Raw genomic sequence first — 26,820 nt, 5'->3', positions numbered from 1 at the left:
CGTAGGAGCGAGCTTGCTCGCGAACGACGCCGCTGCGGGATCCAATTTTCGCACTCGGCATCAGCTTGTCTATACAACCTGTGTCCCTTGGTAGCGAGCGGTGTTACCGAACGCAACGAAACGGTGCAGCGAAGCTTTCTTCTGGTGCAATTGTCTGAAGGATGGAAATGTACTTCAGCCATTCTCGAATGGGCTCGTTCAATTTTTATTTCTTTTAAATCAATGGCTTGATCTTTATGGACAGCTGCCTGAAACCGCTCCCAGGCAAGGTTGGCCCTCGCTTTGCTTATACTTGTACATACAAGCATAGACATGATGGTTTCGAGCCCTCGAGACTGTCGAACGAACCGCCAAGCCTTCACCGGCTTAACGATCCGAGCAAAGCGAAGGAGCCTCCCGTGACCAAATTCCGCGACGTCGAAATCCGTGCCCCGCGCGGCACCCAACTGAACGCCAAGAGCTGGCTGACCGAAGCGCCGCTGCGCATGCTGATGAACAACCTGGACCCGGAAGTCGCGGAGAACCCGAAGGAGCTGGTGGTGTACGGCGGCATCGGTCGCGCCGCGCGCAACTGGGAGTGCTACGACAAGATCGTCGAGACCCTGAAGCAACTGAATGATGACGAGACCCTGCTGGTGCAGTCCGGCAAGCCAGTCGGCGTGTTCAAGACCCACGCCAATGCCCCGCGCGTGCTGATCGCCAACTCCAACCTGGTGCCGCACTGGGCCAACTGGGAGCACTTCAACGAACTCGATGCCAAGGGCCTGGCCATGTACGGCCAGATGACCGCCGGCTCCTGGATCTACATCGGCAGCCAGGGCATCGTCCAGGGCACCTACGAAACCTTCGTCGAGGCCGGTCGCCAACACTATGACGGCAACCTCAAGGGGCGCTGGGTGCTCACCGCCGGCCTCGGCGGCATGGGCGGCGCCCAGCCGCTGGCCGCCACCCTGGCCGGCGCCTGCTCGCTGAACATCGAGTGCCAGCAGAGCCGCATCGACTTCCGCCTCGCCAGCCGCTACGTCGACGAGCAGGCCAAGGACCTCGACGACGCCCTGGCGCGCATCGCCCGGTACACCGCCGAAGGCAAGGCCATCTCCATCGCCCTGCTGGGCAACGCCGCGGAAATCCTCCCGGAACTGCTCAAGCGCGGCGTGCGCCCGGACATGGTCACCGACCAGACCTCCGCCCACGACCCGCTCAACGGCTACCTGCCGGCCGGCTGGACCTGGGAGCAGTACCGCGACCGCGCGCAGACCGAACCGGCCGCCGTGGTGAAGGCCGCCAAGCAGTCCATGGCCGTGCACGTCAACGCCATGCTGGAGTTCCAGAAGCAGGGCGTGCCGACCTTCGACTACGGCAACAACATCCGCCAGATGGCCAAGGAAGAGGGCGTCGAGAATGCCTTCGACTTCCCTGGCTTCGTTCCGGCCTACATACGCCCGCTGTTCTGCCGTGGCATCGGCCCGTTCCGCTGGGCCGCGCTGTCGGGCGATGCCGAGGACATCTACAAGACCGACGCCAAGGTCAAGGAGCTGATCCCGGACGACGCCCACCTGCACAACTGGCTGGACATGGCCAAGGAGCGCATCAGCTTCCAGGGCCTGCCGGCGCGCATCTGCTGGGTCGGCCTGGGCCAGCGCGCCAAGCTGGGCCTGGCGTTCAACGAGATGGTCCGTCGCGGCGAGCTGAAGGCGCCGATCGTGATCGGCCGCGACCACCTGGACTCCGGCTCGGTGTCCAGCCCGAACCGCGAGACCGAAGCCATGCGCGACGGCTCCGACGCCGTGTCCGACTGGCCGCTGCTCAACGCCCTGCTGAACACCGCCAGCGGCGCGACCTGGGTTTCGCTGCACCACGGCGGCGGCGTGGGCATGGGCTTCTCCCAGCACTCGGGCATGGTGATCGTCTGCGACGGCACCGACGAGGCCGCCGCGCGCATCGCCCGCGTGCTGACCAACGACCCAGGCACCGGCGTAATGCGCCATGCCGACGCCGGCTACCAGATCGCCATCGATTGCGCCAAGGAGCAGGGCCTGAACCTGCCGATGATCACCGGCAAATAATTCGGCGACAGCAAGCCAGGACCAGGGAGAGGGCCGCCGCACGGCGTGGTGCGGCGGCCCGGTCCGTAAACAAGCAGTGCATCGACAGACAAGAAATCCCTTCGGGAGAACAATAGCGATGTCCCAGGCCAGCGATAGCTCCAAACCCCTGATCGAAGTCCGTTCGATCAACTACATTCCCGAGGCCGAGCGCCACGGCAAGCTCTACAGCCAGTTCACCCTGTGGCTGGGCGCCAACCTGCAGATCACCGCCATCGTCACCGGCGCCCTCGCCGTGGTGCTGGGTGGCGACGTGTTCTGGTCGCTGGTCGGCCTGCTGATCGGCCAGTTGCTGGGCGGTGGTGTGATGGCGCTGCACGCCGCCCAAGGGCCGAAGCTCGGCCTGCCGCAGATGATCTCCAGCCGTGTGCAGTTCGGCGTCTACGGCGCGGCCATCCCGATCGTGCTCGTGTGCCTGATGTACCTGGGCTTCACCGCCACCGGCACGGTGCTGTCCGGCCAGGCGCTGGGCCAGCTGTTCGGCGTCAGCGACAGTGTCGGCATCCTGATGTTCGCCAGCGTCATCGTGCTGGTGACTGTGCTCGGCTATCGCGTCATCCACGTCATCGGCCGCATCGCCAGCGTCATCGGCGTGATCGCCTTCGTCTACCTGTTCAGCCGCCTGATGAGCCAGACCGACGTCAGCGCGCTGCTGCAGATCCGCCACTTCAGCTGGAGCAGCTTCCTGCTCGCGGTGTCCCTGGCCGCCTCCTGGCAGATCGCCTTCGGTCCCTACGTCGCGGACTACTCGCGCTACCTGCCGAGCAAGACGTCCTCGGTGAAGACTTTCCTCGCCGTAGGCGCAGGTTCGGTAATCGGCGCGCAGGTGGCGATGATCTTCGGCGTGTTCGCCGCAGCCGGGGCCAACGGGCAGTTCGCCGGCCATGAAGTGGCCTACATCGTCGGCCTGAGCGGCAGTGGCGCCGTCGCCGCGCTGCTGTACTTCAGCATCGCCTTCGGCAAGATCACCATCTCGACGCTGAACTCCTACGGCAGCTTCATGTGCATCGCCACCGTGATCAGCGGTTTCCGTGGCCACCTGGAAGTGAGCCGCATGCAGCGCCTGGTGTTCGTCCTGCTGATCGTCGGCGCCGCGACCCTGATCGCGCTGCTCGGCCAGCATTCGTTCCTTGGCGCATTCAAGTCCTTCATCCTCTTCCTGCTGGCCTTCTTCACCCCGTGGAGCGCGGTCAACCTGGTGGACTACTACTGCATCACCCGCGAGCACTACGACGTACCGGCGCTGGCCGACCCCGATGGCCGCTACGGCCGCTGGAACATCCCCGGCATCAGCGTCTATGTGATCGGCGTGCTCGTGCAGCTGCCCTTCATCTCCACCAAGTTCTACACCGGCCCGCTGGTGGACGCCCTGGGCGGCGTGGATATCTCCTGGATCATCGGCCTCGTGGTTCCGGCCGTTCTCTATTACCTGGTCGCCCGCCGCGTCACGCGGCCAGTACCGGACCGGCTGATCCTGCCGGCCCGCACCTGAACAGACCCGGCCCGGCCGCGCGGCCACATGCAGGCGCGGCCCTTGCACTGCCTCACCTCATTCACGTTTAGGAGCATCAGATGAACAACACCAAGAAGACGCTGCTGGGCCTGTTCCTTTCCGCCGGTCTGCTGGGCGGCACCATGGCCTCGGCCCAGGCCGCCGGCTGGTGCGAGAGCGGCAAGGCGGTGAAATTCGCCGGGCTGAACTGGGAGAGCGGCATGCTGCTCACCGACCTCATGCAGATCATCCTGAAGAACGGCTACGGCTGCGACACCGACAGCCTGCCAGGCAACTCCATCACCATGGAGCAGGCACTGGCGAACAACGACATCCAGATCTTCAGCGAGGAATGGATCGGCCGCAGCGACGCCTGGAACAAGGCCGCCGCCGCGAACAAGGTGGTCGGCGTGGGCGCGCCCATCGTCGGCGCCACCGAGGGCTGGTACGTGCCGCGCTTCGTGATCGAGGGCGACAAGGCGCGCAACATCGAAGCCAAGGCGCCGAACCTGAAGGCCGTGACCGACCTCGCCCAGTACGCCGAAGTCTTTCGCGATCCGGAAGAGCCGGGCAAGGGCCGCTTCTACAACTGCCCGGCCGGCTGGACCTGCGAGCTGGAAAACTCCGAGATGCTGAAGAAATACGGCCTGGAGGACAAGTACACCAACTTCCGCCCCGGCACCGGCCCGGCCCTGGATGCCGCCGTGCTGTCGAGCTACAAGCGCAAGGAGCCTATTCTCTTCTACTACTGGTCGCCGACGCCGCTGATGGGCCAGGCTGACCTGGTGAAGCTGGAGGAGCCGGGCGTGAACAAGGACGTGAAGATCCAGGTGGGTCTGTCCAAGGCCTTCCATGACCAGGCGCCGGAGCTGGTGGCCGTGCTGGAGAAGGTCAACCTGCCCATCGACCTGCTGAACCAGAACCTGGCGAAGATGGCCAAGGAGAAGCTCACCTCCGAGCAACTGGCCAAGGCCTTCCTCAAGGAGCACCCGGAAGTGTGGACCACCTGGGTCAGCGAGGACGCTGCGAAGAAGGTCCAGGCGGCGCTCTGACGCTGCCGAATCCGGGGAGGCACAGCTTCCCCGGTGATGCCCACTCCTGACGAGTACGTGCCATGTTCCCCGAACGCTTCACCTTCTCCATCGCCGACTGGGTCAACGGTTGGGTCGATGCCCTGGTCACCAATTACGGTGACGTGTTCCGCCACATCTCCGATACCCTGCTGTGGGCCATTGTCAACCTGGAAGGCGTGCTGCGGGCCACCCCCTGGTGGCTGATGCTGGCCATTGTCGCCGGCATCGCCTGGCATGCCACCCGGCGCATCCTGCCGACCGTCGTGATCGTCGGGCTGCTGTTCCTGGTGGGCGCCGTGGGCCTGTGGGACAAGCTGATGCAGACGCTTGCGCTGATGATGGTCGCCACCCTCATCTCGGTGCTGATCGGCATCCCGCTGGGCATCGTCGCTGCGCGTAGCGATCGCTTCCGCGCCGTGCTGCTGCCGCTCCTGGACATCATGCAGACCATGCCCAGCTTTGTGTACCTGATCCCGGTACTGATGCTGTTCGGCCTGGGCAAGGTACCGGCGATCTTCGCCACCGTGATCTACGCCGCACCGCCGCTGATCCGCCTGACCGACCTGGGCATCCGCCAGGTCGACCGCGAAGTGATGGAAGCCATCACCGCCTTCGGCGCCAACCGCCGCCAGCAACTGTTCGGCGTACAGCTGCCGCTGGCGCTGCCGAGCATCATGGCCGGCATCAACCAGACCACCATGATGGCCCTGTCGATGGTGGTCATCGCCTCGATGATCGGTGCCCGTGGCCTGGGCGAGGACGTGTTGGTGGGCATCCAGACGCTCAACGTCGGCAAGGGCCTGGAAGCGGGTCTGGCCATCGTCATCCTCGCCGTGGTCATCGACCGCATCACCCAGGCTTACGGCCGCTCGCGCCACCATGAGGCCAGCAAATGAGCAAGATCCAGGTCAAGAACGTCTACAAGATCTTCGGCGCCAAGGCCGATGCGGCCCTGGCGATGATCCGCCAGGGCAAGAGCAAGGCCGAGGTGCTCGCCGCCACCGATTGCGTGGTCGGGGTGAACGATCTCTCGCTGTCCATCGATGCCGGGGAAATCTTCGTCATCATGGGCCTGTCCGGTTCCGGCAAGTCGACCCTGGTGCGCCACTTCAACCGCCTGATCGACCCCACCAGCGGGCAGATCCTGGTGGACGGCGAGGATGTGCTCGCCTATGACGCCGCCGCGCTGGAGAACTTCCGCCGGCGCAAGATCAGCATGGTGTTCCAGAGCTTCGGCCTGCTGCCGCACAAGAGCGTGCTCGACAACGTCGCCTACGGCCTGAAGATTCGCGGCGAAAGCAAGGCGCTGTGCCAGGAGCGAGCGCTGCACTGGATCGCCACCGTGGGCCTGAAGGGCTACGAGAAGTCCTACCCGCACCAGCTCTCCGGCGGCATGCGCCAGCGCGTCGGCCTGGCCCGGGCCCTGGCGGCGGACACCGACATCATTCTCATGGACGAAGCCTTCAGCGCCCTCGACCCGCTGATCCGCGCGGACATGCAGGACCAGTTGCTGGAGCTGCAGAAGACCTTGCACAAGACCATCGTCTTCATCACCCACGACCTCGATGAAGCCGTGCGCATCGGCAACCGCATCGCCATCCTCAAGGACGGCCAGTTGATCCAGGTCGGCGCGCCGACCGACATCCTGCACAAGCCCGCCGACGAGTACGTCGACCGCTTCGTCCAGCGGCGCGTCGCGGCGATCTAACGCCATTCACCGGCGGGAAGGGGGCTTCCCCGCCTACAGGAGTTCCGCATGTCGTCCTCTTCCACCATTACCTTCGGCAACGGCCCGCTGCGCTGGCAGGACCTGGTCGCGGTGGCTCGCCACGGCGCGCGCCTGCAACTGGCGCCGGCGGCCTGGGCGCGCATCGACAACGCCCACGGCATCGTCGAACGCATCGTCAGCCGGGGTGAGCGGGCCTATGGCATCAGCACCGGGCTGGGCGCACTGTGCAACGTGGTGCTGCGGGGCGAACAACTGGCGCAGCTCTCGCGCAACACCCTGCTCAGCCATGCCTGTGGCGTCGGCGAGCCGCTGAAGGACGAACAGACCCGCGCGATCATCTGTGCGGCCATCACCAACTACAGCCATGGCAAGTCCGGCCTGCACCGCCGCGTGGTGGAAGCCCTGCTGGCGCTGCTCAACCACGGCATCACCCCGCGCGTGCCGTCGCAGGGCTCGGTCGGTTACCTGACCCACATGGCCCATGTCGGCGTGGCGCTGCTGGGCATCGGCGAGGTGAGTTATCGCGGCGAGATCGTTCCCGCCGCCGAGGCGCTGGCCGCCGAGGGCCTGGAGCCGGTGCAACTGGGCGCCAAGGACGGGCTCTGCCTGGTCAACGGCACGCCCTGCATGACTGGCCTGAGCTGCCTCGCCCTGGACGACGCCACGCGTCTGAGCCAGTGGGCCGATGTGATTGGCGCCATGAGTTTCGAAGCCCTGCGCGGGCAGATCGACGCCTTCGACGCCGAGATCATCGCGCTCAAGCCGCATCCGGGTATGCAGAAGGTCGGCGCCAACCTGCGCGCGCTGCTCGAAGGCAGCGAAGTGATCGCCGCCAGCAAGGGCATCCGTACCCAGGACGCCCTGAGCATCCGCTCCATGCCGCAGATCCATGGCGCCTGCCGCGACCAGCTGGAGCACGCGGCGAAGCAGATCGAGACCGAACTCAATTCCGCCACCGACAACCCGCTGGTACTGGGGACGCCGGACGACTACCGCGTGGTGTCGCAGGCCAACCCCCACGGCGAATCCGTGGCCATGGCCGCCGACCTGCTGGCGATTGCGGTGGCCGAGCTGGGCGGGGTTTCCGAGCGTCGCCTGGACCGCCTGATCAACCCGCTGGTCAGTGGCCTGCCGGCCTTCCTGGTCAGCCAGCCAGGGGTCAACTCGGGGATGATGATCGTGCAATACGTCGCCGCTTCCCTGGCCGGTGAGAACCGCCAGCTGGCGCAACCGGCGGTGGTCGACAACTACGTCACCTCCGGCCTGCAGGAAGACCACCTGAGCCTGGGCACCAGCGCCGCGCTCAAGCTCGGTCGCGCCATCGATAACAGCCGGCGCATCCTCGCCATCGAATACCTGCTGGCCGCCCAGGCCTTCGAATTCCTCAAGCCGCAACGCTTCGGCGCCGGCACCGACTGCGCCTGGAGCCTGCTGCGCGAACAGGTACCAGCCTACGACAGCGACCGCTGGCTGGCCCCGGACATCGACCGCGCCACGGCGCTGCTGGCCGACCCGGCGGCGCTGCAAGGCGTCGGCGCGAGCATCGGGAGACTGCAATGAAACACCTTTGGTACCACTGCCACGCGGCGACCATGAAGGGCGGTCGCTACGCCATCATCGAGGACGCTGCGATCATCACCGAAGGTGATCGCATCGCCTGGATCGGCCCGCGCGCCGAACTGCCCGGGCGACCCGCACAGAGCACCGACCTGGGCGGCGCCTGGGTCACGCCAGGCCTCATCGACTGCCATACCCACCTGGTGTTCGGTGGTGACCGCAGCGGCGAATTCGAGCAGCGCCTGAATGGCGTCAGCTATGCCGAGATCGCCGCCGCCGGTGGCGGTATCGCCAGCACCGTACGCGCCACCCGCGCGGCCAGCGAGGACGAACTGCTGGCCATCGCCATCAAGCGCGCCCGCCCGCTGCTGGCCGATGGCGTGACCGTGATCGAAGTGAAGTCCGGTTACGGGCTGGACCTGGACAGCGAACGTCGTATGCTGCGGGTGGCCCGCCGGCTGGAACAGGAGCTGCCGGTGACGGTGCGCACCACCTGTCTGTCCGCTCACGCCTTGCCGCCGGAATATGCTGGCCGGCCCGATGACTATATCGATCAGGTCTGCAACCACATTCTCCCGGCGTTGGCGGAGGAAGGGCTGGTGGACGCAGTGGATGCCTTCTGCGAGCACCTGGCGTTCTCTCCGGCGCAGGTCGAGCGAGTATTCCAGGCCGCCCAGCGCCTGGGCCTGCCGGTGAAGCTGCACGCCGAACAATTGTCCTCGTTGCATGGCTCCAGCCTCGCCGCGCGGTATGGCGCGCTGTCCGCCGATCACCTGGAATTCATGGATGAAAGCGACGCCATCGCCATGGCGGAGGCCGGCACCGTCGCCGTGCTGCTGCCGGGCGCCTTCTTCGTCCTGCGCGAAACCCAATTGCCGCCGATGGACGCCCTGCGCAAGCACGGCGTCAACATCGCCATCGCCAGCGACCTCAACCCTGGCACCTCGCCCGCGTTGTCGCTGCGCCTGATGCTGAACATGGCCTGCACCGCCTTCCGCCTGACGCCGGAAGAAGCGCTAGCCGGCGTCACGCTCAACGCCGCGCGCGCACTGGGCATGGCCGACAGCCACGGCAGCCTGGAAGCCGGCAAGGTCGCCGACTTCATCGCCTGGGACATCCAGCGTCCCGCCGAACTCGCCTACTGGCTCGGCGGCGACCTGCCCAAGCGCGTCATTCGTCACGGCGAAGAGCTGTGATGTTGCTCTTGTAGGAGCGAGCTTGCTCGCGAACAGCCCCGCTGCGGAGCCCGGTTCGCGAGCAAGCTCGCTCCTGCAGGACAGCCTTCGCCGTATACGGAGATAGCACCTCATGAATAACGTTCTCGAATTCAAACGCGGCCGCGTCCCGCTGCTGATCAGCATGCCGCACCCCGGCATTCGCCTGACCCCGGCCGTAGAGGCCGGGCTGGTCGACGAAGCCCGCGAGCTGGCCGACACCGACTGGCACATCCCTCGGCTCTACTCCTTCGCCGAGGAGCTGGGCGCCAGCACCCTGGCCGCCGGCTACTCGCGCTACGTCATCGACCTGAATCGCCCGGCCGACGACAAACCCCTCTACAGCACCGCCACCACCGGCCTGTACCCGGACACCCTGTTCGACGGCCGCCCGTTGTTCAAGGACGGCCAGACTCCGTCACCCGAGGAGCGTGCGCGTTACCTCGCCGAAGTCTGGACGCCTTACCACCAGACCCTCACCGACGAACTGGCGCGCCTCAAGGCCGAGTTCGGCTACGCGCTGCTGTGGGACGCGCACTCGATCGCCTCGGTGATCCCCCACCTGTTCGACGGCAAGCTGCCGGACTTCAACATCGGCACCCACAGCGGCGCGAGCTGCGATGCGGAGTTGGCCGAGCGGCTGGTCGCGGTGTGCGCCGACGCGCCTGCCTATCGCCACATCCTCAACGGACGCTTCAAGGGCGGCCATATCACCCGCCACTACGGCCAGCCGCAGGACAACGTCCACGCGGTGCAGCTGGAGCTCGCGCAGTGCAACTACATGGATGAGCACGCGCCCTTCGGCTACCGCGAAGACCTCGCCGCGCCGACCGCCCAGGTGCTGCGGCGTATGCTGGAAACCTTCATCGCCTGGGGCCGCGAGCGCTACGGCCGCTGAGTTTTACACAGCCTCCTGCCGCGCCGGGATTGTCGGCGCGGCGCCGCCGGACCACGCATCCCGGCGGCGCTTCCCCGGTACGGCAGGGGGCTGTCTTTTCATTCGCAGCGTTGCCGTGCCACGTCAGTTGCTGCTGTGCGGTAACAGCAGTCTCGTGGGTAATTGAGGCCTGCAGAGCTCTATCAGCCGAGGCTGACGCAAAACAGCGAAAGGGCTGATTGGGTGATCACGTCCCCCGTTGTTCAGATACGGCTTCCTATTGGACAAGGAAGCCCCCATGTTCGAGTCATTGCGCGATCTTTTCGACAGCTTCAGGGATGAGTTCCGCCGCAGCCGAGGCGAAACCACACCGCTTCCGCTGCCCCCACAACCACCGCCTGCTCCCAGGGCTCCGCAGCCCATGCCTTCCCGGCCCAAGCAGCCACCGGCGGGCCCCGTGGATAGTGCCCTGGCTCCGCTCAAGAACTGGGCACACCCCGTGGGGGACAAGTCCGATCCCCTCACGCAGTTGACCAACCTCGCCAGAGCGTGCGGCGGCTACTACCCCTTGGGCCGCAACGGCTTCTGGCATGGTGGTGTGCATTTCGACGCTGGCACGGCGAGCATCGTGGGCATTGACCAGCCGAACGTCCATTGTCTGGCCGACGGCGAGGTCGTCGCCTATCGCATCGATTCGCAATACCCGCTCAGTACCCTCTACACAAGGACGGGGGACACCGTCGAGGCCCCTTTCTCCACGAGCTTCGTCCTCGTTCGCCATCGCCTCCAGGCACCCGTCATCGAGGGCATTGAAGCGTCGCCGCCATCCTTGACTTTCTACAGCCTCTACCTGCATTTGCAGTGCTGGGACGAGTACGAAAAGAACGTCGCGCAGGCACGCCCGGTCTTCTGGAAAACCGGCACTTATCGCGTCAAAGCCGATGTGGCCGATCCCGGCCCGCTGGGCTTGCCGGTGTACAGGAAGCCACAGGCACAAAGCGAACTGCTGGCCGTCCTGCCAAGGGGCACTCGCATCACCGTTAATGGCCACCACGGCTTCGTCAAGCTGACCAGCGCCCAAGGCCTCGACCTGCCCAGGCTCGACGCGGCGAGCAGCACCCTGGGCTACGTCAGGCGGGAGGCCATCGAAGCCTGCGAGGGCGGCTATCGGGTGCGTGAAGACGCCATTGGTCAAACCCCAGGGCAACACCTCAACGTGCTGACGGAGGCCACCGCGAGAAGCGCGGTCATAGCGACCCTGCCTCGGGGTGCGGAGGTGGCGATCAGCGGAACGGGCGACTACCGCAAGCTGGAGATGATCCGGCCTGCTGAGACCAGCCCAGGAAGCCAAGCCACTCCGGTAGATACGTCAGGCACCGAATCCGACGACGCCCCGCTGGCGGACAGCCCACCCGGCCCACCGCTGGAAATGAGCCCCTGGGACGGAACCGACTTCATCGGCCCGAAGGGTTATGTGCGCTTCTCCGCGCTGGAGCCAATACCAGCGCCGCAGCAATTGGATCGCATCATCGTTCCCGATCCACCCATACCCATCAAGGCAGGCCAACTGATCGGCCACATGGGCAACGTTCAGAACGATGAGGAATCCCTCCCGGAGCGCTTGCTGCACCTGGAAACCTTCAGTGGCGACGACGTGGAAGTCTTTATCGAAAAGAGCCGCGACTGGGCGAAGGAACTCCCCGCCACCAGCAAAACCTGGCTGAAACTGGCCAAGGGCACCAAGGTCGTCATTCATCAGGACGGCTTCAAGAAGGATAACCCGCCCACTCTGCAAGCCAACGGCGTGGAAAGCGCCAATGACCTGCTGATTCCCCGCAGCCTGCTCGACAGTCTGCGCCCGGAGTACAGCATCCAGGTACCCGCGAAGAATGGCTCTCATGCTCTCAACTGGTATCGCCTAGACGGGCTGCTCAACAACGCCAATTACGCCTCGCTCGACGGCTGGGTCTGCGAAGAGGTCGACGTCACGCCCTGGGTTAGCCCTTGGTCATGGGAAGGTTTCGAGTGCATCTACGACGACTCATCCACACGCGAAAATCTTGCCTACTCCATGCGCGCCGAAAATGAACTCGAAGAACAGCAACTGGAACGCTACTGCCGCCTGATTGAACAGCAGGAAAAGAACCCACTGCAAAAGCGCCTGTACGACCTGATTCCCGACGGTGACTGCAAGGGGAAAATGACCGCCAGGGAGTTGCAGGCCGGCTTGCGCATACCCGCCGTCGCCCAGACGATTTCGCAACTGATCATTCACTACGAAAGCGAATGGTTTGACGACTCAGGAAAGTGGGATGCGTTGGACGAGATGCTCGGGCACAGCGGCTCGACACCCAACCCCAACTGGGTGGCCAGCAAGGAACGGATGCGGATGTTCAGTTGGTGGCGGGAAGTGGCAGAGAGTGCGGGGCTACCGAGGAACGGGGAGGTTTTTCACTTTCATCCGATTGGGCTGTTCAGTCAGCTTTCCCCGAATAAGAAGGATTTCCGTGGAAAGATAACTTTCGATGCAGAAGGTAGTGATGATTCTAGTTCAATTTATTTTAGTCGTGTAATTCATTGGCCGGGAAATACATTGTCAGGCGTAACCTTGGGGCGCGGATATGATATGGGGTCAAGAAGTCAAAGTGAAATATACGCTCACCTAGTGAACTCTGGCGTTTCTGCCTCTCAAGCATCAAGAATTTCTGCCGCTCATGGGTTGAAGGGGAGCGCGGCAGGTCAATTTGTTACGGCGAACAGGGATGTAATTGGAGCGATTTCAAAAGAGCAGCAAGTTGCCTTGTTTGAGCTTATATATCCTGTTTATGTGGCTCGGGCAATTGACAATTACAATAATTGGACTTCGGATCAAGCTGGGCGGCATGAGTGGTTGTCATTAGATTCTGTGATTCAGGATGTATTGGTTGATTTTGTTTATCAGGGTTTTACCAAGGGGCCAGGGCCAATGCGTGCGGGAATGCACAACAACAAATTAGAGCTGATTCACTATATCGAAAATACACCGGCTATCAGCCAATATGAGCCTGGCAGGCGAAGAGCTGACTACCTGAGGGGTAAATAGATGTGTGGAAATTAGCTGTGCTTGGACTCGCGGTTGTTATTTCACAGTCGGCCTTAGCATTGGAAAGTAAAGATGGAAATGGCGACTGTAATAATTTATCTATTAGTCAGCAGGTTTTCGAGTGTTCGAGGGATAGGGTTGAGGCTGCTGATGCTGAGTTAAATAGGGTTTACAAGGGGTTGATTAGAAAGATACATGTTGACTATTCAAGTAATATTCGTATGGGTGAGGAGTTAGAGGGGCGGCTGAGAGCTTCGCAGAGAGCTTGGCTAGTATCTAGAGATGCAAATTGCTTACTTGAGGTGTTTTTTGTGGAGAAGGAGAAGATTGCATTTGAGGTGACTAGGAACAATTGTGTATATCGAGAGTCCAGTCAAAGGATCGAGTATCTGAAGATTTTTAATGATGGGTTGTAGAGTGTCTGTGGGTGTGAGGTTTTTTCGCTATATTTGTTTTGTTGATTCTCTTTGTGCGAGATTGAGCGGGCGGCTGATCGAGAATGTGTGGGGCGGAGCAAATACTGAGTGCAACACGGTTATTGGATTGAAGAGGTTGTCGGTTGGGAAACCCAGAATGGGCGGGCTGATTGTGCGTAGGGAAGAAGAAGCACAACTGTTTGATAGGGGTTTGAAATGCGATTGCTGGTAATTGCGTTGGTGTTTTCTTTATTTTCAATCAGTGCGCGTGCTGATGAAAAGTGCAATATCGGATCAATTGTTAATAGAGATATATTATCATGTTTGGAAGATAATTATAAAAAATAGATAGCGAGCTCAATGATCAGTACAGGAAGATGCAGGGTGATAAATCGTTCGCTGAAAAGGATCTTTTAGCTGGCGTAGAGAAAGCATGGGTGAAGTTCAAGGAATTGAGTTGTAATTATATTTATGAGTCTTACTCTCCGGGGATGGAGGGTGAGATGGAAAGGATGAGCTGCCTAGTCGAGCTTACTTCGGCTCGGGTGGTTGAGTTGTTGTATGTTTATACGGGTGTTAGGAATGACGGACTTTACACTGCTCTGTCACTGATTGGTGGAGGGTCGGAGGAAGATAAAAATAACTTTATTGAGAAAATAAAAAACAGGTACAAGATTCAGAATGATGGGGCCTATTTTGAAAGAAATTGCCGCATGGTTGAAAGTCTTCATGGTGAGGATTATGAGCTTTGCATGGTGAGGATGAAGTTTCAGAATTACAGTGGGTGAGAGTTTTTGTTTTAATCTGGATGATTTTTAATATCTTTGTAGATTATGCAGGGCGGATGGGCAGAAGGAATGGAGGAGTAGGCGAGAAGAGACAGAGCTCTTTGGATGGGGGTTTAAGTGCGAATATTGGCAATAAATAACGCCGTCTGGATTGCGAGTCTTTGTTATGTGTCTCAGGCTGCCTTTGCATGTGGCGATGCGGCTGATTTAGAGGGTTGTGTCGGTGAGCACCACAAGAAATCTGATCTTGCGTTGAATCAACAGTATCAGCTTTCGATGAAATCTCTGCCTTTAGAGCTTAAAGGAAAACTAAAAACAGTGGAGATGTTGTGGCTTGATTATCGCAAGGATGTATGTGGAGGACTCAATGCACTTGATCGTCTAGGGTGTGAAAGCTCCTTGATGGATCAGAGAACGCAAGAATTGTACTTTATTGAAAGAAGGTTTTCGCAAGAAACTGGTCACGGGGTTTATGAGCTGATTTCCAAGAGGTACGGGGGAGGTGCAGATTCAGAAATCTTGAGTGAGGCTCTTAAGATGCAGGTGCAGAAAGAAACTTGGAGTGTTTATTCTAGTAGTCATTGTGATTTTGTAAGGGAAGTCATAGGGGAGTCTGTCGAAAGCTGCAAGATAAGATTGATTTTAGAGAGCTGGAATGGGTTTCGATGAATTGATGCGCTCCCGATGGTTATGGGTTTCTAAATTCTAGTGGGGCGATGGCGGGTGATTAGGATACGACTTGCGGTAGGGGGCTTATGTCCATAGGTGAGATTTTTGTGGGGAGGGAAAGGATTGCATTTAAGGTCACTAGAGATAATTGTTTTTACCGAGAATCTAATCGCAGGATGGAATATCGGAAGGTGGTTAATGATGGCTTGTGGATTGTTTGTAGGCTTGTCGAAAGGTGTCAGATTTATTTTTAGTAGCGCTAAGCAACCACCCATTTCGGCTGAGCTTTCTCGTCGCGGAGGCTGCCTCTTATTTGAAGCTGTGCTGCTCAAGCTGCCCCTCGGCGTGCCGCACCAGCATCTCCAGCAGCAATGCCTGGGTATGTGGTGGGGTTTCGTCGGCGCGGGTGAGGGCGTAGAGCGTTACCTTCATGGTGGGGGACAGGGTGCGCTGCACGGTCAGGCGCTCGGCGGCGCCCAGGGCGGTGAAGGGATCGACCAGCGCCAATCCTGTTCCTGCCTCTACCAACGTGCGCGCCAGGGCGTAGGTCTGCACCGCGATGCGCACGCGCGGCGGTGGTTCGACGTTGGCCAGGTGACTTTCCAGACGTGCTGAGAGCGGGTCGGAGGTGGACAGGCCGATCATCGGCTCGCCGGCCAGTTCGCCCAGCGTCAGCGCCTTGCCCAAGCGACTTTCCGGCCAGTGTCCGCGCGGCGCCAGGGCTACCAGCGGGCCGCTGGCGATGGGCTGTGAGCGCAGGCCGGGGTGGTCGGTCTGCTGCAGGGTCAGGGCGAGGTCCAGTTCGCGCATCAGCAGGTTCTGGATCAGTTCGCGGGAGTGCTGGGTGGCCAGTTCGCAGCTGCTCTGTGGGTAGCGGTCGGTCCATTCGCGGATCACCGGCGGCAGCAGCGACAGCGCCATGGCCGGCGTGGCGCCTACGCGCAGGCGGTTTTCCGGCTGGCCGCGCAGGCTCTGTGCGAGGCGCCGCACGCCCTGCAGGCTCTCCGTCACCTTCGCCACTTCGCGCTCCAGCTCCAGCGCCTCGGGCGTCGCCTGCAGCTTGCCGCGTACGCGCAGGAATAGTGGGAAACCCAACTGCTGCTCGGCGTGCTGCAGCACCTTGGTTACCGCCGGCTGCGAGACGTGCAGCAATTGCGCGGCGCCGCTGACCGAGCCGGTCTCGCGGATGGCCTGGAACACTTCGATATGGCGCAGGCGCATGGGCACTCCCCTTGTGCGAATAAAGTGCGCGTATAACGCTAGGTTATGGGTTTCCCATCTTTATTCATTGTCCGCCGCCTGTCATCCGGCTCTAAGGTCGAGACCTGGAATCGACTGGCGGTGGGATGGAAATGGCACAGCGGGTTTGCATCATCGGCGCGGGCGTGGTCGGACTGGCCACCGCCCATGCGCTGGTCCTCGAAGGCTTCGACGTCACCGTGCTGGAAGCGCGGGATGCGGCCGGGCTGGAAACCAGCTTCGCCAATGGCGGCCAGCTGTCGTACCGCTATGTCGCGCCGCTGGCCGATGCCGGCGTGCCGCAGCAGGCGTTGGGCTGGCTGCTGCGCGGGGACTCGCCGCTGCGCCTGCGCCCGCGCCTCGACCCGGCGCAGTGGCGCTGGCTGATGGAGTTCACTGCAGCCTGCCGGCGTTCGGTGAACCAGGCCAACGCCAAGCATCTGCTGCGCCTTGCGCTGTTCAGCCAGGCGACGCTGGCGCAGTGGCGCGAAGACGGTCTGGATGGCTTCGACTGGCGGCGCAACGGCAAGCTGGTGGCCTTTCGTGACGCAGGCAGCTTCCGCAGCGCGAGCCAGAACCTGTCCGATCCTTCCGCGCAATTCGTGCTCTCGGCGCAGCAGTGTCGTGAGCTGGACCCGGCGCTGGAGCGCGCGCCCTTCGTCGGTGGCATCCATACGCCGGACGAAGAGGTGGCCGACTGCTTCCTGTTCTGCCAGCGGCTGGCCGAAAGGCTCCAGACTTCCGGCCGTTGCCGCCTCGTCTACGGGCACCCGGCATCGAGGTTGGTCCTGCGCAATGGCGCCGTGGCCGGCGTAGAGGCGGGCGGCCAGACCTTCGAGGCCGATCACGTCGTCCTCGCCGCCGGCTACCACAGCGCCGCGCTGCTGCCGGGCGGGCCGCGCCTGCCGCTCTATCCGCTCAAGGGCTACAGCCTGACCGCGCCGATCCGCGCCGGTGACCACGCGCCGGACGTGAGCCTGACGGACTACGACCGCAAGGTGGTCTACGCACGCATCGGTGAGCGCCTGCGCATCGCCGCCATGGTCGACATCGTCGGCTTCGACCCGCGCCTGGAGCCCAAGCGGCTGGCGCTGATCCGCCAGCAGGCGGCGGACACATTGCCCGACGCCTGCGACTACAGCGCCGCCATCGAATGGGCCGGCATGCGTCCAGCCACGCCCACCGGTGTGCCGTTGGTGGGCGCCTGCGGGCCGCGGGGCCTGTGGTTGAACCTGGGGCACGGCGCGCTCGGTTTCACCCTGGCTTGTGGCAGCGCGCAACTGATCGCCGCGCAGATCGGTGGGCGTAAACCCGGCATCGACACCAACGGCCTGACGCCCGAGCGGCTGGCCGGCTGATCCATCGAATTGGGAGACTCACCATGCAACTCACCCGTATCGCCACCAACGATCGGCTCTCCGGCGCTATTGTCTGCGGCTCGCTGGTATTCCTCTCCGGGCAGGTGCCCGGCCAGGCCACCGACATCCAGGGCCAGACCCGCGAGGTGCTGGAGAAGATCGACGCACTGCTGGCCGAGGCCGGCACCGACAAGGCGAACCTGCTCAGCGCGACGATCTACCTGAAGGACATCGCCACCGACTTCGAGGCCATGAACGGCATCTGGTCCGCCTGGCTGCCTGAAGGCTGCGCGCCGACCCGCACCACACTGCAGGCGCTGCTGGCACGGCCGTCGGTGCTGGTGGAAATCACTGTGATCGCAGCGCGGCCCTGACTCTCAACCCGACCCACAACAACAAGAGGGGATCGAACCCATGAAACGACTCGCACTGGGAATGCTGGCGGCGTCCAGCCTGGTCTGCACGCTGGCGCAGGCGAACGAAGCGTTGGACGGCACGCTGAAGAAAGTCGCTGACCGCGGCACGATAACCCTGGGTTATCGCGATGCCTCGGTGCCGTTCTCCTACCTGGGCGACAACAGCGGGAAGCCCATGGGCTATTCGGTGGAGCTGGCCGGCAAGGTGGTCGAACGCATCCGCCAGAAGCTCGACAAGCCCGACCTTGCGGTGAAGTACAACCTGGTGACCTCGCAGACGCGCATCCCGCTGGTGCAGAACGGCACGGTCGACCTGGAATGCGGCTCCACCGGTGTCACCGCCGAGCGACTGAAGCAGGTCGCCTTCTCCTACGGCTTCATCTATGTGAAGGGTCAACTGCTGACCGCCAAGGACAGCGGCATCCAGGGTTTCCCTGACCTCAAGGGCAAGAACGTGGTGACCACCGCCGGCACCACCAACGAGCGCTACCTCAAGGCCTACAACGCCGAGCACAAGCTGGGCATGAACGTGGTCAGCGCCAAGGACCACGGCGAAGCCTTCCTCATGCTGCAGTCCGGCCGCGCCGTCGCCTTCTACATGGACGACGCGCTGCTCTACGGCGAGAAGGCCAAGGCTCGCGATCCGCACCGGTGGGTGGTGGTGGGCGAGCCGCAGTCGCGGGAAATCTACGCCTGCATGGTGCGCAAGGACGACCCGCAGTTCCTCGCCCTGGTCAACCAGACCCTGGCCGACCTGTATTCGTCCGGCGAGATCAAGGGCATCTACCAGCGCTGGTTCGAGCAGCCGATCCCGCCGAAGAACCTCAACCTGGAATTCCCCATGACCGCCGAGCTGCAGGCGATCATCGCCAAGCCCACCAGCGAACCGGTGCAGTAGCGCCGCTAGCGTTGTAGGCCGAGGTGGCGGATCAATGGCTGCGCCTCGGCCAGGCGCTCCCAGACATCGTCGAGCAATTCGGCAGGGTAGAAGGAGGGCAGGCGTGGCAGTTCCTGGCGCGGCACCCACGCAACCTCGCGGATATCGAATTCGTCGCCGCCCAGGCCGCGCAGGTTGTCCAGGCTGACCTGGCCCTCCCAGGTATCCACCCGATAGAACAACTCCATGTGGAAGCGCCCAGCCAGCGGTTCGGCGAACTCGCGCACGTAAACCAGCGGGCCGACTTCCACCGTCAGGCCGGTTTCCTCCCGGCACTCGCGGCGCACCGTGTCGCGGGTGGAGTCGTCCTTGTCCGACTCGAAGCCGCCGCCGGGCGGAATCCAGTACAGGTCGCCGCCAACCTCGTGGCGCACCAGCAGGATTTCGTCGTTGCGCAGCAGCAGGCCGGCGGCGCGGATGCGGTGTTGCAGGGGCGGATTCATTGCCAGTCGAGCCTCGCCAATTTCCATTCGGAGCCGTCGCGCCACCATTCCAGCTTCACGGAGTAGTGCCCGGCGCTGTCGGGGATGAGGTTCTCGGCACCCGTAAGGGCAACCTGCGCGTCAGTATGGCCGCGATTGGCGTAGGTCGGGTCGACCCGGCTCTGGCTGCTGAGCAGGATCACCTTGACCTGCTGGTGGCGCAGGAACATCAGCGTCATGGTGCGCTTGGCCCAGTCGCGGTCGAACTCGCCGTTGGCGCGGAAATCGCCGGCCAGCTGATCGATCACCGCCCCGCTATTCTTGGCTTCGAGGTTGTCCTGCAATTGCTTGACGGCGGCGTCCAGCTGCGCGCGCGGATCGTCCCGGCCGCAGCCGCTCAGCGTGAGCACGAGCAGGAATAGAGAAAGAAACAACTTCCGTGGCATGGCTCACTAACTCCCTTATGGGTTTTTCGCTGGCCCGAGTATCATGCCCGACACCGTGGGGGCCGAAGACTTTCGATGGAAGTCGCGCCGCGGCAACGCGACTTTCTATAAGTAGGCGACAGGCCCTAGGATGGTTACTGGTCCGGAGCGACCGTATGCACTGATCCAGGAGCGAGCCATGCAAACTTTGTATCCGGAAATCAAGCCTTACGCGCGCCATGAACTGGCCGTCGAAGAGCCCCACGTCCTCTATCTGGACGAGAGCGGCATGCCCGACGGACTGCCGGTTCTGTTCATCCATGGCGGCCCTGGCTCCGGTTGCGATGCCATGTCGCGGCGCTTCTTCGACCCCAATATCTACCGCATCGTCACCTTCGACCAGCGCGGCTGTGGCCGCTCCACGCCTTACGCGAGCCTGGAGAACAACACCACCTGGCACCTGGTCGCGGATATCGAGCGCATCCGCGAGCACCTGGGTATCGACAAGTGGGTGTTGTTCGGCGGCTCCTGGGGTTCGACCCTGTCGCTGGCCTACGCCCAGGCGCATCCCGACCGTGTGCTGGCGCTGATTGTGCGCGGCATCTTCCTCTGCCGTCCGCAGGAAATCCGCTGGTTCTATCAGGAAGGGGCGAGCCGCCTGTTCCCCGATTACTGGGAAGACTACCTGGCGCCGATTCCCGCCGACGAACAGGACGACCTGCTGCACGCCTTCCACCGCCGCCTGACCGGCCCGGACCAGATCGCCCAGATGCACGCCGCCCGTGCCTGGTCCACCTGGGAAGGTCGCACTGCCACGCTGCGTCCGAATCCGGCGGTGGTCGAGCGCTTCGCCGACCCGCACCGCTCGCTGTCCATCGCCCGCATCGAGAACCACTACTTCGTCAACAACGGTTTCCTCGAGCCCGACCAGTTGTTGCGCGACATGCACAAGATCGCCCACCTGCCGGGCGTGATCGTCCACGGCCGCTATGACGTGGTATGCCCGCTGGACAATGCCTGGGCACTGCACAAGGCCTGGCCCAACAGCGAACTGCAGATCGTCCGCGACGCCGGCCACGTCGCCGGTGAGCCAGGCATCACCGATGCGCTGGTGCGTGCCACCAACGAGATCGGCCGGCGCCTGCTGAACCTCCCGCCGGAGGCTGAATGAAGAGTCTGATCCAGCGGGTGCGCGGCGCCCGTGTCGAGGTCGATGGGGAAATCGTCGGTGCCATCGACCACGGGCTGCTGGCGCTGGTGGGCGTCGAGCCCCAGGATGACGAGGCTTGCGTGAACCGTTTGTTGCACAAGCTGCTTAACTATCGAGTGTTTGGCGACGATGAAGGTAAGATGAACCTTTCATTGAGCGATGTCGGCGGCGGTCTGCTGCTGGTCTCGCAGTTCACCCTGGCCGCGGATACCCGAAAGGGGCTGCGACCGAGCTTTTCCAGCGCGGCGCCACCTGAAAAGGGCGCCGCGTTGTTCGATCTACTCGTGGAGCTGGCGCGAGAGCGTCATCCGCTGGTCGCCACTGGCCGTTTTGGCGCCAACATGCAGGTCCACCTGGTCAATGACGGCCCGGTGACCTTTCTACTGGAGGCTTGAACGCGCGGCAGCTTGTCATATCGCCGTGGGATGATGGTTAGGGCTTATGTACTTAGAACAATGCGCCTCCGGGAGCTCGAAGTACCCGTGGAAAAAAGCGGGGAATCATTCAGGCTCAACGGGGTCGGAATTCAATCGCCAGCAGATTGGCATCGCCTTTGCTGGCTTTAATCGTTTTGTGTTCACGGACGAGGGGGACTCGTGATTTTCCGTTCCGTTCAACAACCGCTTTCGCGCCAAATCCTTCGCGGACTGGTCGGCTCCGCCCTGTTGGCGTTGAGCGCTACCCACGCCTGGGCCTTCAATCTCGACGACGTTGGCGAAAAGGCCAAGGCGCTGGCTGCAGAGAAGTACAGCGCACCGACGAGCAATCTGCCATCGGAATTCAGCGAAATGAAGTTCGCCGATTACCAGCAGATTCGTTTCCGTAACGAGAAGGCCTATTGGGCCGACGAGAAGACCCCCTTCAAGATCAGCTTCTATCACCAGGGCATGCACTTCGACACACCGGTGAAGATCAACGAGGTCACGGCGACCGATGTGAAGGAGATCAAGTACGATCCCTCCCGTTTCGACTTCGGTACCCTGAAGTTCGACGCCAATGCCACCAAGGATCTGGGCTACGCCGGCTTCCGCCTGCTGTATCCGATCAATTCCCCGGACAAGCAGGACGAGATCGCCACCTTCCTGGGCGCGAGCTACTTCCGCATCATCGGCAAGGACCAGTGGTGGGGCCTGTCCGCCCGCGGCCTGGCGCTGGACACCGCGCTGCCGTCGGGTGAGGAATTCCCGCGCTTCCGCGAGTTCTGGATCGAGAAGCCCAAGGCCAAGGACAAGCACCTAGTGATCTTCGCGCTGCTGGATTCGCCCCGTGCGACCGGCGCGTATCGCTTCACCATCCGTCCGGGCAACGACACCGTGGTCGATGTGAAGGCCCGCGTGTTCCTGCGCGACAAGGTCAGCAAGCTGGGCCTGGCACCGCTGACCAGCATGTTCCTGTTCGGCTCCAACCAGCCTTCGGCGGAGCACAACTTCCGTCCGGAACTGCATGACTCCACCGGCCTGCAGATCCATGCTGGCAACGACGAGTGGATCTGGCGCCCGCTGAACAACCCCAAACACCTGTCCGTCAGCGCCTACAGCGTCGAAAACCCGAAAGGTTTCGGCCTGCTGCAGCGCGGCCGTGAGTTCTCGCGCTACGAAGATCTCGACGACCGTTACGACCTGCGTCCGTCCGCCTGGGTCGAGCCGCAGGGCGATTGGGGCAAGGGCACCATCGAACTGGTGGAAATCCCGACTCCCGACGAGACCAACGACAACATCGTGGCCTTCTGGAACCCGGAGAAGCGCCCGGAAGCCGGTGAGCCGCTGGACTTCGCCTACCGCATGCGCTGGACCAAGGACGAGCAGGCCCTGCACGATCCGAAGAGCGCCTGGGTCATGCAGACCCTGCGCTCGGTCGGTGACGTGAAGCAGAAGAACCTGATCCGCCAACCTGACGGCAGCGTCGCTCTGGTCGTCGATTTCGTTGGCCCGACCCTGAAGGCGCTGGCAGGTGATGCCCCGGTGACCACCCAGGTGAGCACCGACGACAACGCCGAAGTGAAGGAAAACAGCCTGCGCTACAACGCAGTGACTCAGGGCTGGCGTCTGACCCTGCGGATCAAGGTCAAGGATCCGAAGAAGCCGACGGAAATGCGTGCTGCCCTGGTGAACGGTGGCCAGACCATTTCCGAAACCTGGAGCTACCAGCTGCCTGCCGATGAATAATTCCACCGCTACCACCGCGCCGGTGGCCGACTACCTCGCGCACCTGCCCCTTTCGGCGCAGGAGCGTGAGCGGCTGGCCCAGGCCGGTTCCATCAGCGAGCTGCATGAGCAGCTCGCTGGCGATGTACAAGGCGAAGACGCTGCGCTGGCTTCGGTCGGTGCGCGTCTGCGCCACGGCTACGGCCAGGACCTGGACGATGCCCAGATGCTGGGCATGGACGACAACGGTCGCACCTACCTCAAGGCCGCGCCGCCGATCCAGCGCACCAAGGTGATTCCCGAGCCCTGGCGCACCAATCCGCTCATGCGCGGCTGGCGCCGGCTGACCGGCCGCAGCAACCCTGCCAAACCTGTCCGTGACCTGCCCAAGGCACGTTGGCAGCGGGTTGGCTCGCTGCGCCGGTTCATCCTGGTCCTGCTCATGCTCGGCCAGACCAGCGTCGCCACCTATTACATGAAAGGCATCCTGCCCTATCAGGGCTGGGCCTTCGTCGACCTCGAAGAGATCAACCGCCAGACTTGGCTGCAGACCCTGGAACAGGTGCTGCCCTACGCTATCCAGTTCGGCGTGCTGGCGCTCTTCGCCATCCTCTTCTGCTGGGTTTCGGCCGGCTTCTGGACTGCCCTGATGGGCTTCTGGGAGCTGCTCACCGGCCGCGACCGCTACCGTATTTCCGGCAGCAGCGCGGGCAGCGAGCCGATTGCCGCCGATGCGCGCACCGCCATCGTCATGCCGATCTGCAACGAGGACGTCCCGCGCGTCTTCGCCGGCCTGCGGGCGACCTACGAATCGGTAGCGGCCAGCGGTGAGCTGGATCGCTTCGATTTCTTCGTGCTCAGCGACACCAACCAGCCCGACATCGCCATGGCCGAAGAAAAGGCCTGGATCGAGCTGTGCAAGGAAGCCCTGGGCTTCGGCCGCATCTTCTACCGTCGCCGCCGGCGCCGGGTGAAGCGCAAGAGCGGCAACATCGACGACTTCTGCCGTCGCTGGGGCGGCCAGTACAAGTACATGGTCGTGATGGACGCCGACAGCGTGATGAGCGGTGACTGCCTGACCAAGCTGGTGCGCCTGATGGAGGCCAACCCCGAGGCCGGCATCATCCAGACCGCGCCCAAGGCGTCGGGCATGGACACCCTCTATGCGCGCATGCAGCAGTTCGCCACCCGCGTCTACGGCCCGCTGTTCACCGCCGGCCTGCACTTCTGGCAGTTGGGCGAATCCCACTACTGGGGCCACAACGCGATCATCCGGGTGAAACCCTTCATCGAGCACTGCGCGCTGGCGCCGCTGCCGGGCAAGGGTTCCTTCGCCGGTGCCATTCTCTCCCACGACTTCGTCGAAGCCGCGCTGATGCGCCGCGCAGGCTGGGGCGTGTGGATTGCCTACGACCTGGAAGGCAGCTACGAGGAGTTGCCGCCCAACCTGCTGGACGAGCTCAAGCGCGACCGCCGCTGGTGCCACGGCAACCTGATGAACTTCCGCCTGTTCCTGGTCAAGGGCATGCACCCGGTGCACCGTGCGGTGTTCCTCACCGGCGTGATGTCCTACCTGTCGGCGCCGCTGTGGTTCTTCTTCCTGGTGCTGTCCACCGCGCTGCTGGCGGTGCATCAGTTGATGGAGCCGCAATATTTCCTCGAGCCGCGCCAGCTGTTCCCGATCTGGCCGCAGTGGCACCCGGAAAAGGCCATCGCGCTGTTCTCCACCACCCTGACCCTGCTGTTCCTGCCCAAGCTGCTCAGCGTCATGCTGATCTGGGCCAAGGGCGCCAAGGGCTATGGTGGCGTGGTCAAGGTGACCTTGAGCATGCTGCTGGAAATGCTCTTCTCGGTACTCCTCGCCCCGGTGCGCATGCTCTTCCATACCCGCTTCGTGCTGGCTGCGTTCCTCGGCTGGGAAGCGCAGTGGAAGTCGCCGCAACGGGACGACGACGACACCCCGTGGAGCGAGGCGATCCGCCGACACGGCCTGCAGACCCTGCTGGGCCTGTGCTGGGCGCTGCTGGTGGCGTGGCTGAACCCGCGTTTCCTGTGGTGGCTGTCGCCCATCGTGGGCGCCCTGATGCTGTCGATCCCGGTCTCGGTGATCAGCAGCCGGGTCAAGCTGGGCCTGGCTTCGCGCGATGAAAGGCTGTTCCTCATCCCCGAGGAATACGACACTCCGCGCGAGCTGCGTGCCACCGACGAGTACACCTACCAGAACCGCTGGCAGGCGCTGAAGGACGGCTTTGTCCGTTCCGCCGTCGACCCGGTCCTGAACGCCCTGGCTTGTGCCATGGGCACTGCCCGTCACGGCCATTCCGCCCCCATCGAAGCGACCCGCGCCGCGCTGGTCGAGAAGGCGCTGGAAGCCGGTCCCGAGCAGCTCGACGGCAACCGCCGCCTGGCGCTGCTGAGCGACCCGGTGGCGCTGTCGCGCCTGCACCTGGCAGTGTGGCAGGGCGACAAGGAGCAGTGGATCGGCCCCTGGCGGCAATCGCTGAAAGCCGATGCCCATGCCCCGGCTGTGCCCTTGGCGCCGGTTGCGGAGCAGGGCGCCATGGCGCTTCCCGCGGCGCAATCCTGATCCTGCGCCGCCCTCATCCCATCGCGGGTGCGGGCGGCGTGGCGGTTCAGCCTGTTTTCCCCGCGCACCGCTGCTGGTACCCTGCGCCAGCTATCCAGAAAAGATTGAGATATCCGTCGCATGGGGTACGCTTCGCACCCCTTGAACGCCCGGCCTGCCGTGCGTACACGGTTCGATCGCTGGAAAAAACAACAAGTTCTTTCACTTGCTTGGGAGTATGGGGATGAAAAAGTACCTGGCATCGCTGGTGATGGGCGTCTGCGCCCTGGTCAGCGTGAGCGCGGCTCAGGCCGGCGCCATCGATGAAGCGGCCAAGCGCGGCACCCTGCGCGTGGGCATGGATCCGACCTACATGCCGTTCGAGATGACCAACAAGCGCGGTCAGATCGTCGGTTTCGAAGTGGACCTGCTCAAGGCCATGGCCAAATCCATGAACGTCAAGCTGGAGCTGGTCTCCACCGCCTATGACGGCATCATCCCGGCCCTGCTTACCGACAAGTTCGACATGATCGGCTCGGGCATGACCCTGACCCAGGAGCGCAACCTGCGCCTGAACTTCACCGATCCCTTCATCGTGGTCGGCCAGACCCTGCTGATCCGCAAGGAACTGCAAGGCGAGATCAAGTCCTACAAGGATCTGAACGACGCCAAATACCGCATCACCTCCAAGATCGGCACCACCGGCGAGTTCGTCGCCAAGAAGCAGCTGTCCAAGGCTCAGTACCACGGCTTCGACAACGAGCCCGAAGCGGTCATGGACGTGGTCAACGGCAAGGCCGACGCCTTCATCTACGACTCGCCCTACAACGTCGTTGGCGTGAGCAAGTTCGGCGCCGGCAAGCTGGTTCACCTGGATCAGCCGTTCACCTACGAGCCGCTGGCCTTTGGCCTGAAGAAAGGCGACTACGACTCGATCAACTTCATCAACAACTTCCTCGAGCAGATTCGTGAAGACGGCACCTACGATCGCATTCACGACAAGTGGTTCAAGAACACCGACTGGCTCAAGGACATGGAATAATCCGCGTCTGACTCAGCTCAACCCGACGCGCAGGCCCCGGCCTGCGCGTTCGCATTTTC

At 62.9% G+C, this 26,820-nt stretch carries 24 protein-coding genes; 21 read left to right on the top strand and 3 right to left on the bottom strand.

Annotation, left to right across the window (positions count from 1 at the left end; all coding sequences use genetic code 11):
• The 13 genes from C167_RS35210 to C167_RS33900 form a co-directional block, all read left to right on the top strand.
• Window positions 1-231: hypothetical protein (locus tag C167_RS35210; protein ID WP_235154350.1), on the top strand; the 231-nt coding region annotated here is incomplete at its 5' end.
• 167 nt (window positions 232-398) lie between these two features.
• Window positions 399-2,066 carry a urocanate hydratase gene (gene hutU / locus C167_RS0122525; protein ID WP_017520571.1) on the top strand — a complete coding sequence of 556 codons (1,668 nt, stop codon included), beginning with the start codon at window positions 399-401 and terminating at the stop codon, window positions 2,064-2,066.
• A 118-nt stretch (window positions 2,067-2,184) separates the two neighbouring features.
• On the top strand, window positions 2,185-3,597 hold the full coding sequence (locus C167_RS32875) for a purine-cytosine permease family protein (protein ID WP_017520570.1): 1,413 nt from the start codon (window positions 2,185-2,187) through the stop codon (window positions 3,595-3,597).
• Between the two features lie 143 nt (window positions 3,598-3,740).
• Complete coding sequence (locus tag C167_RS0122515) at window positions 3,741-4,649, top strand: ABC transporter substrate-binding protein (protein WP_416775035.1); 909 nt, start codon at window positions 3,741-3,743, stop codon at window positions 4,647-4,649.
• A 62-nt stretch (window positions 4,650-4,711) separates the two neighbouring features.
• On the top strand, window positions 4,712-5,566 hold the full coding sequence (locus C167_RS0122510) for an ABC transporter permease (protein ID WP_017520568.1): 855 nt from the start codon (window positions 4,712-4,714) through the stop codon (window positions 5,564-5,566).
• On the top strand, window positions 5,563-6,378 hold the full coding sequence (locus C167_RS32870; RefSeq protein WP_017520567.1) for a quaternary amine ABC transporter ATP-binding protein: 816 nt from the start codon (window positions 5,563-5,565) through the stop codon (window positions 6,376-6,378). Before C167_RS0122510 ends, C167_RS32870 begins: the two co-directional genes overlap by 4 nt.
• A 48-nt stretch (window positions 6,379-6,426) precedes the next feature.
• Window positions 6,427-7,959: a histidine ammonia-lyase gene (hutH, locus tag C167_RS0122500; RefSeq protein WP_017520566.1), complete on the top strand. Its 1,533-nt coding sequence runs from the start codon at window positions 6,427-6,429 to the stop codon at window positions 7,957-7,959.
• Entirely contained in the window at window positions 7,956-9,152 is a 1,197-nt protein-coding gene (gene hutI, locus C167_RS0122495) for an imidazolonepropionase (RefSeq protein WP_017520565.1), read from the top strand. Before hutH ends, hutI begins: the two co-directional genes overlap by 4 nt.
• 112 nt (window positions 9,153-9,264) lie before the next feature.
• Window positions 9,265-10,068 (top strand): N-formylglutamate deformylase, encoded by an 804-nt coding sequence (gene hutG, locus C167_RS0122490; RefSeq protein ID WP_017520564.1) that lies wholly within the window; start codon window positions 9,265-9,267, stop codon window positions 10,066-10,068.
• Window positions 10,069-10,345: 277 nt separating this feature from the next.
• The gene (locus C167_RS32865) at window positions 10,346-13,129 is read left to right on the top strand and encodes a hypothetical protein (RefSeq protein WP_017520563.1); all 2,784 of its coding nucleotides are present in this window, start codon (window positions 10,346-10,348) and stop codon (window positions 13,127-13,129) included.
• A 2-nt stretch (window positions 13,130-13,131) separates the two neighbouring features.
• The gene (locus C167_RS35515; RefSeq protein WP_419146533.1) at window positions 13,132-13,545 is read left to right on the top strand and encodes a lysozyme inhibitor LprI family protein; all 414 of its coding nucleotides are present in this window, start codon (window positions 13,132-13,134) and stop codon (window positions 13,543-13,545) included.
• A 344-nt stretch (window positions 13,546-13,889) separates the two neighbouring features.
• Complete coding sequence (locus C167_RS33390; protein WP_268744099.1) at window positions 13,890-14,333, top strand: lysozyme inhibitor LprI family protein; 444 nt, start codon at window positions 13,890-13,892, stop codon at window positions 14,331-14,333.
• Between the two features lie 117 nt (window positions 14,334-14,450).
• A complete protein-coding gene (locus C167_RS33900) occupies window positions 14,451-15,002 on the top strand; it encodes a lysozyme inhibitor LprI family protein (protein WP_081596706.1) in 552 nt (183 codons plus the stop codon).
• A 309-nt stretch (window positions 15,003-15,311) separates the two neighbouring features.
• Here C167_RS33900 and C167_RS0122475 read toward each other — a convergent pair whose 3' ends face one another.
• The gene (locus tag C167_RS0122475) at window positions 15,312-16,223 is read right to left on the bottom strand and encodes a LysR family transcriptional regulator (protein WP_017520561.1); all 912 of its coding nucleotides are present in this window, start codon (window positions 16,221-16,223) and stop codon (window positions 15,312-15,314) included.
• Window positions 16,224-16,354: 131 nt separating this feature from the next.
• Here C167_RS0122475 and C167_RS0122470 point away from each other — a divergent pair, with 131 nt between their 5' ends.
• From C167_RS0122470 to C167_RS0122460, 3 genes are read left to right on the top strand one after another with little or no spacing between them, the layout of a single operon-like run.
• Window positions 16,355-17,599 (top strand): D-amino acid dehydrogenase, encoded by a 1,245-nt coding sequence (locus tag C167_RS0122470; protein ID WP_026079218.1) that lies wholly within the window; start codon window positions 16,355-16,357, stop codon window positions 17,597-17,599.
• A gap of 23 nt (window positions 17,600-17,622) precedes the next feature.
• On the top strand, window positions 17,623-17,973 hold the full coding sequence (locus C167_RS0122465) for a RidA family protein (protein ID WP_017520559.1): 351 nt from the start codon (window positions 17,623-17,625) through the stop codon (window positions 17,971-17,973).
• A gap of 40 nt (window positions 17,974-18,013) precedes the next feature.
• The gene (locus C167_RS0122460; RefSeq protein ID WP_026079217.1) at window positions 18,014-18,913 is read left to right on the top strand and encodes a transporter substrate-binding domain-containing protein; all 900 of its coding nucleotides are present in this window, start codon (window positions 18,014-18,016) and stop codon (window positions 18,911-18,913) included.
• A 5-nt stretch (window positions 18,914-18,918) separates the two neighbouring features.
• Here C167_RS0122460 and C167_RS0122455 read toward each other — a convergent pair whose 3' ends face one another.
• Window positions 18,919-19,395 (bottom strand): NUDIX domain-containing protein, encoded by a 477-nt coding sequence (locus tag C167_RS0122455; protein WP_017520557.1) that lies wholly within the window; start codon window positions 19,393-19,395, stop codon window positions 18,919-18,921.
• Window positions 19,392-19,820, bottom strand: a complete 429-nt coding sequence (locus C167_RS0122450) for a hypothetical protein (RefSeq protein ID WP_026079216.1) — start codon at window positions 19,818-19,820, stop codon at window positions 19,392-19,394. The genes C167_RS0122455 and C167_RS0122450 overlap by 4 nt, the downstream gene beginning before the upstream one ends.
• A 178-nt stretch (window positions 19,821-19,998) precedes the next feature.
• Here C167_RS0122450 and pip point away from each other — a divergent pair, with 178 nt between their 5' ends.
• From pip to C167_RS0122425, 5 genes are all read left to right on the top strand, one after another.
• Complete coding sequence (gene pip / locus C167_RS0122445) at window positions 19,999-20,970, top strand: prolyl aminopeptidase (protein WP_017520555.1); 972 nt, start codon at window positions 19,999-20,001, stop codon at window positions 20,968-20,970.
• Window positions 20,967-21,404 carry a D-aminoacyl-tRNA deacylase gene (dtd, locus tag C167_RS0122440; RefSeq protein ID WP_017520554.1) on the top strand — a complete coding sequence of 146 codons (438 nt, stop codon included), beginning with the start codon at window positions 20,967-20,969 and terminating at the stop codon, window positions 21,402-21,404. Before pip ends, dtd begins: the two co-directional genes overlap by 4 nt.
• Window positions 21,405-21,605: 201 nt before the next feature.
• Window positions 21,606-23,174, top strand: coding sequence for a glucan biosynthesis protein G (locus C167_RS0122435; RefSeq protein WP_017520553.1), 1,569 nt, complete (start codon window positions 21,606-21,608; stop codon window positions 23,172-23,174).
• Window positions 23,167-25,740 carry a glucans biosynthesis glucosyltransferase MdoH gene (gene mdoH, locus C167_RS0122430; protein ID WP_017520552.1) on the top strand — a complete coding sequence of 858 codons (2,574 nt, stop codon included), beginning with the start codon at window positions 23,167-23,169 and terminating at the stop codon, window positions 25,738-25,740. The genes C167_RS0122435 and mdoH overlap by 8 nt, the downstream gene beginning before the upstream one ends.
• A 223-nt stretch (window positions 25,741-25,963) precedes the next feature.
• The gene (locus C167_RS0122425; protein ID WP_017520551.1) at window positions 25,964-26,761 is read left to right on the top strand and encodes a transporter substrate-binding domain-containing protein; all 798 of its coding nucleotides are present in this window, start codon (window positions 25,964-25,966) and stop codon (window positions 26,759-26,761) included.
• Window positions 26,762-26,820: the final 59 nt, after the last annotated feature.

The sequence above is a fragment of the Pseudomonas nitroreducens TX1 genome, assembly GCF_000313755.1.
GTDB lineage: Bacteria > Pseudomonadota > Gammaproteobacteria > Pseudomonadales > Pseudomonadaceae > Pseudomonas > Pseudomonas nitroreducens_A.
Note: the sequence above shows the minus strand (reverse complement) of the source record. Positions and strands in the feature narration are given on the sequence as shown.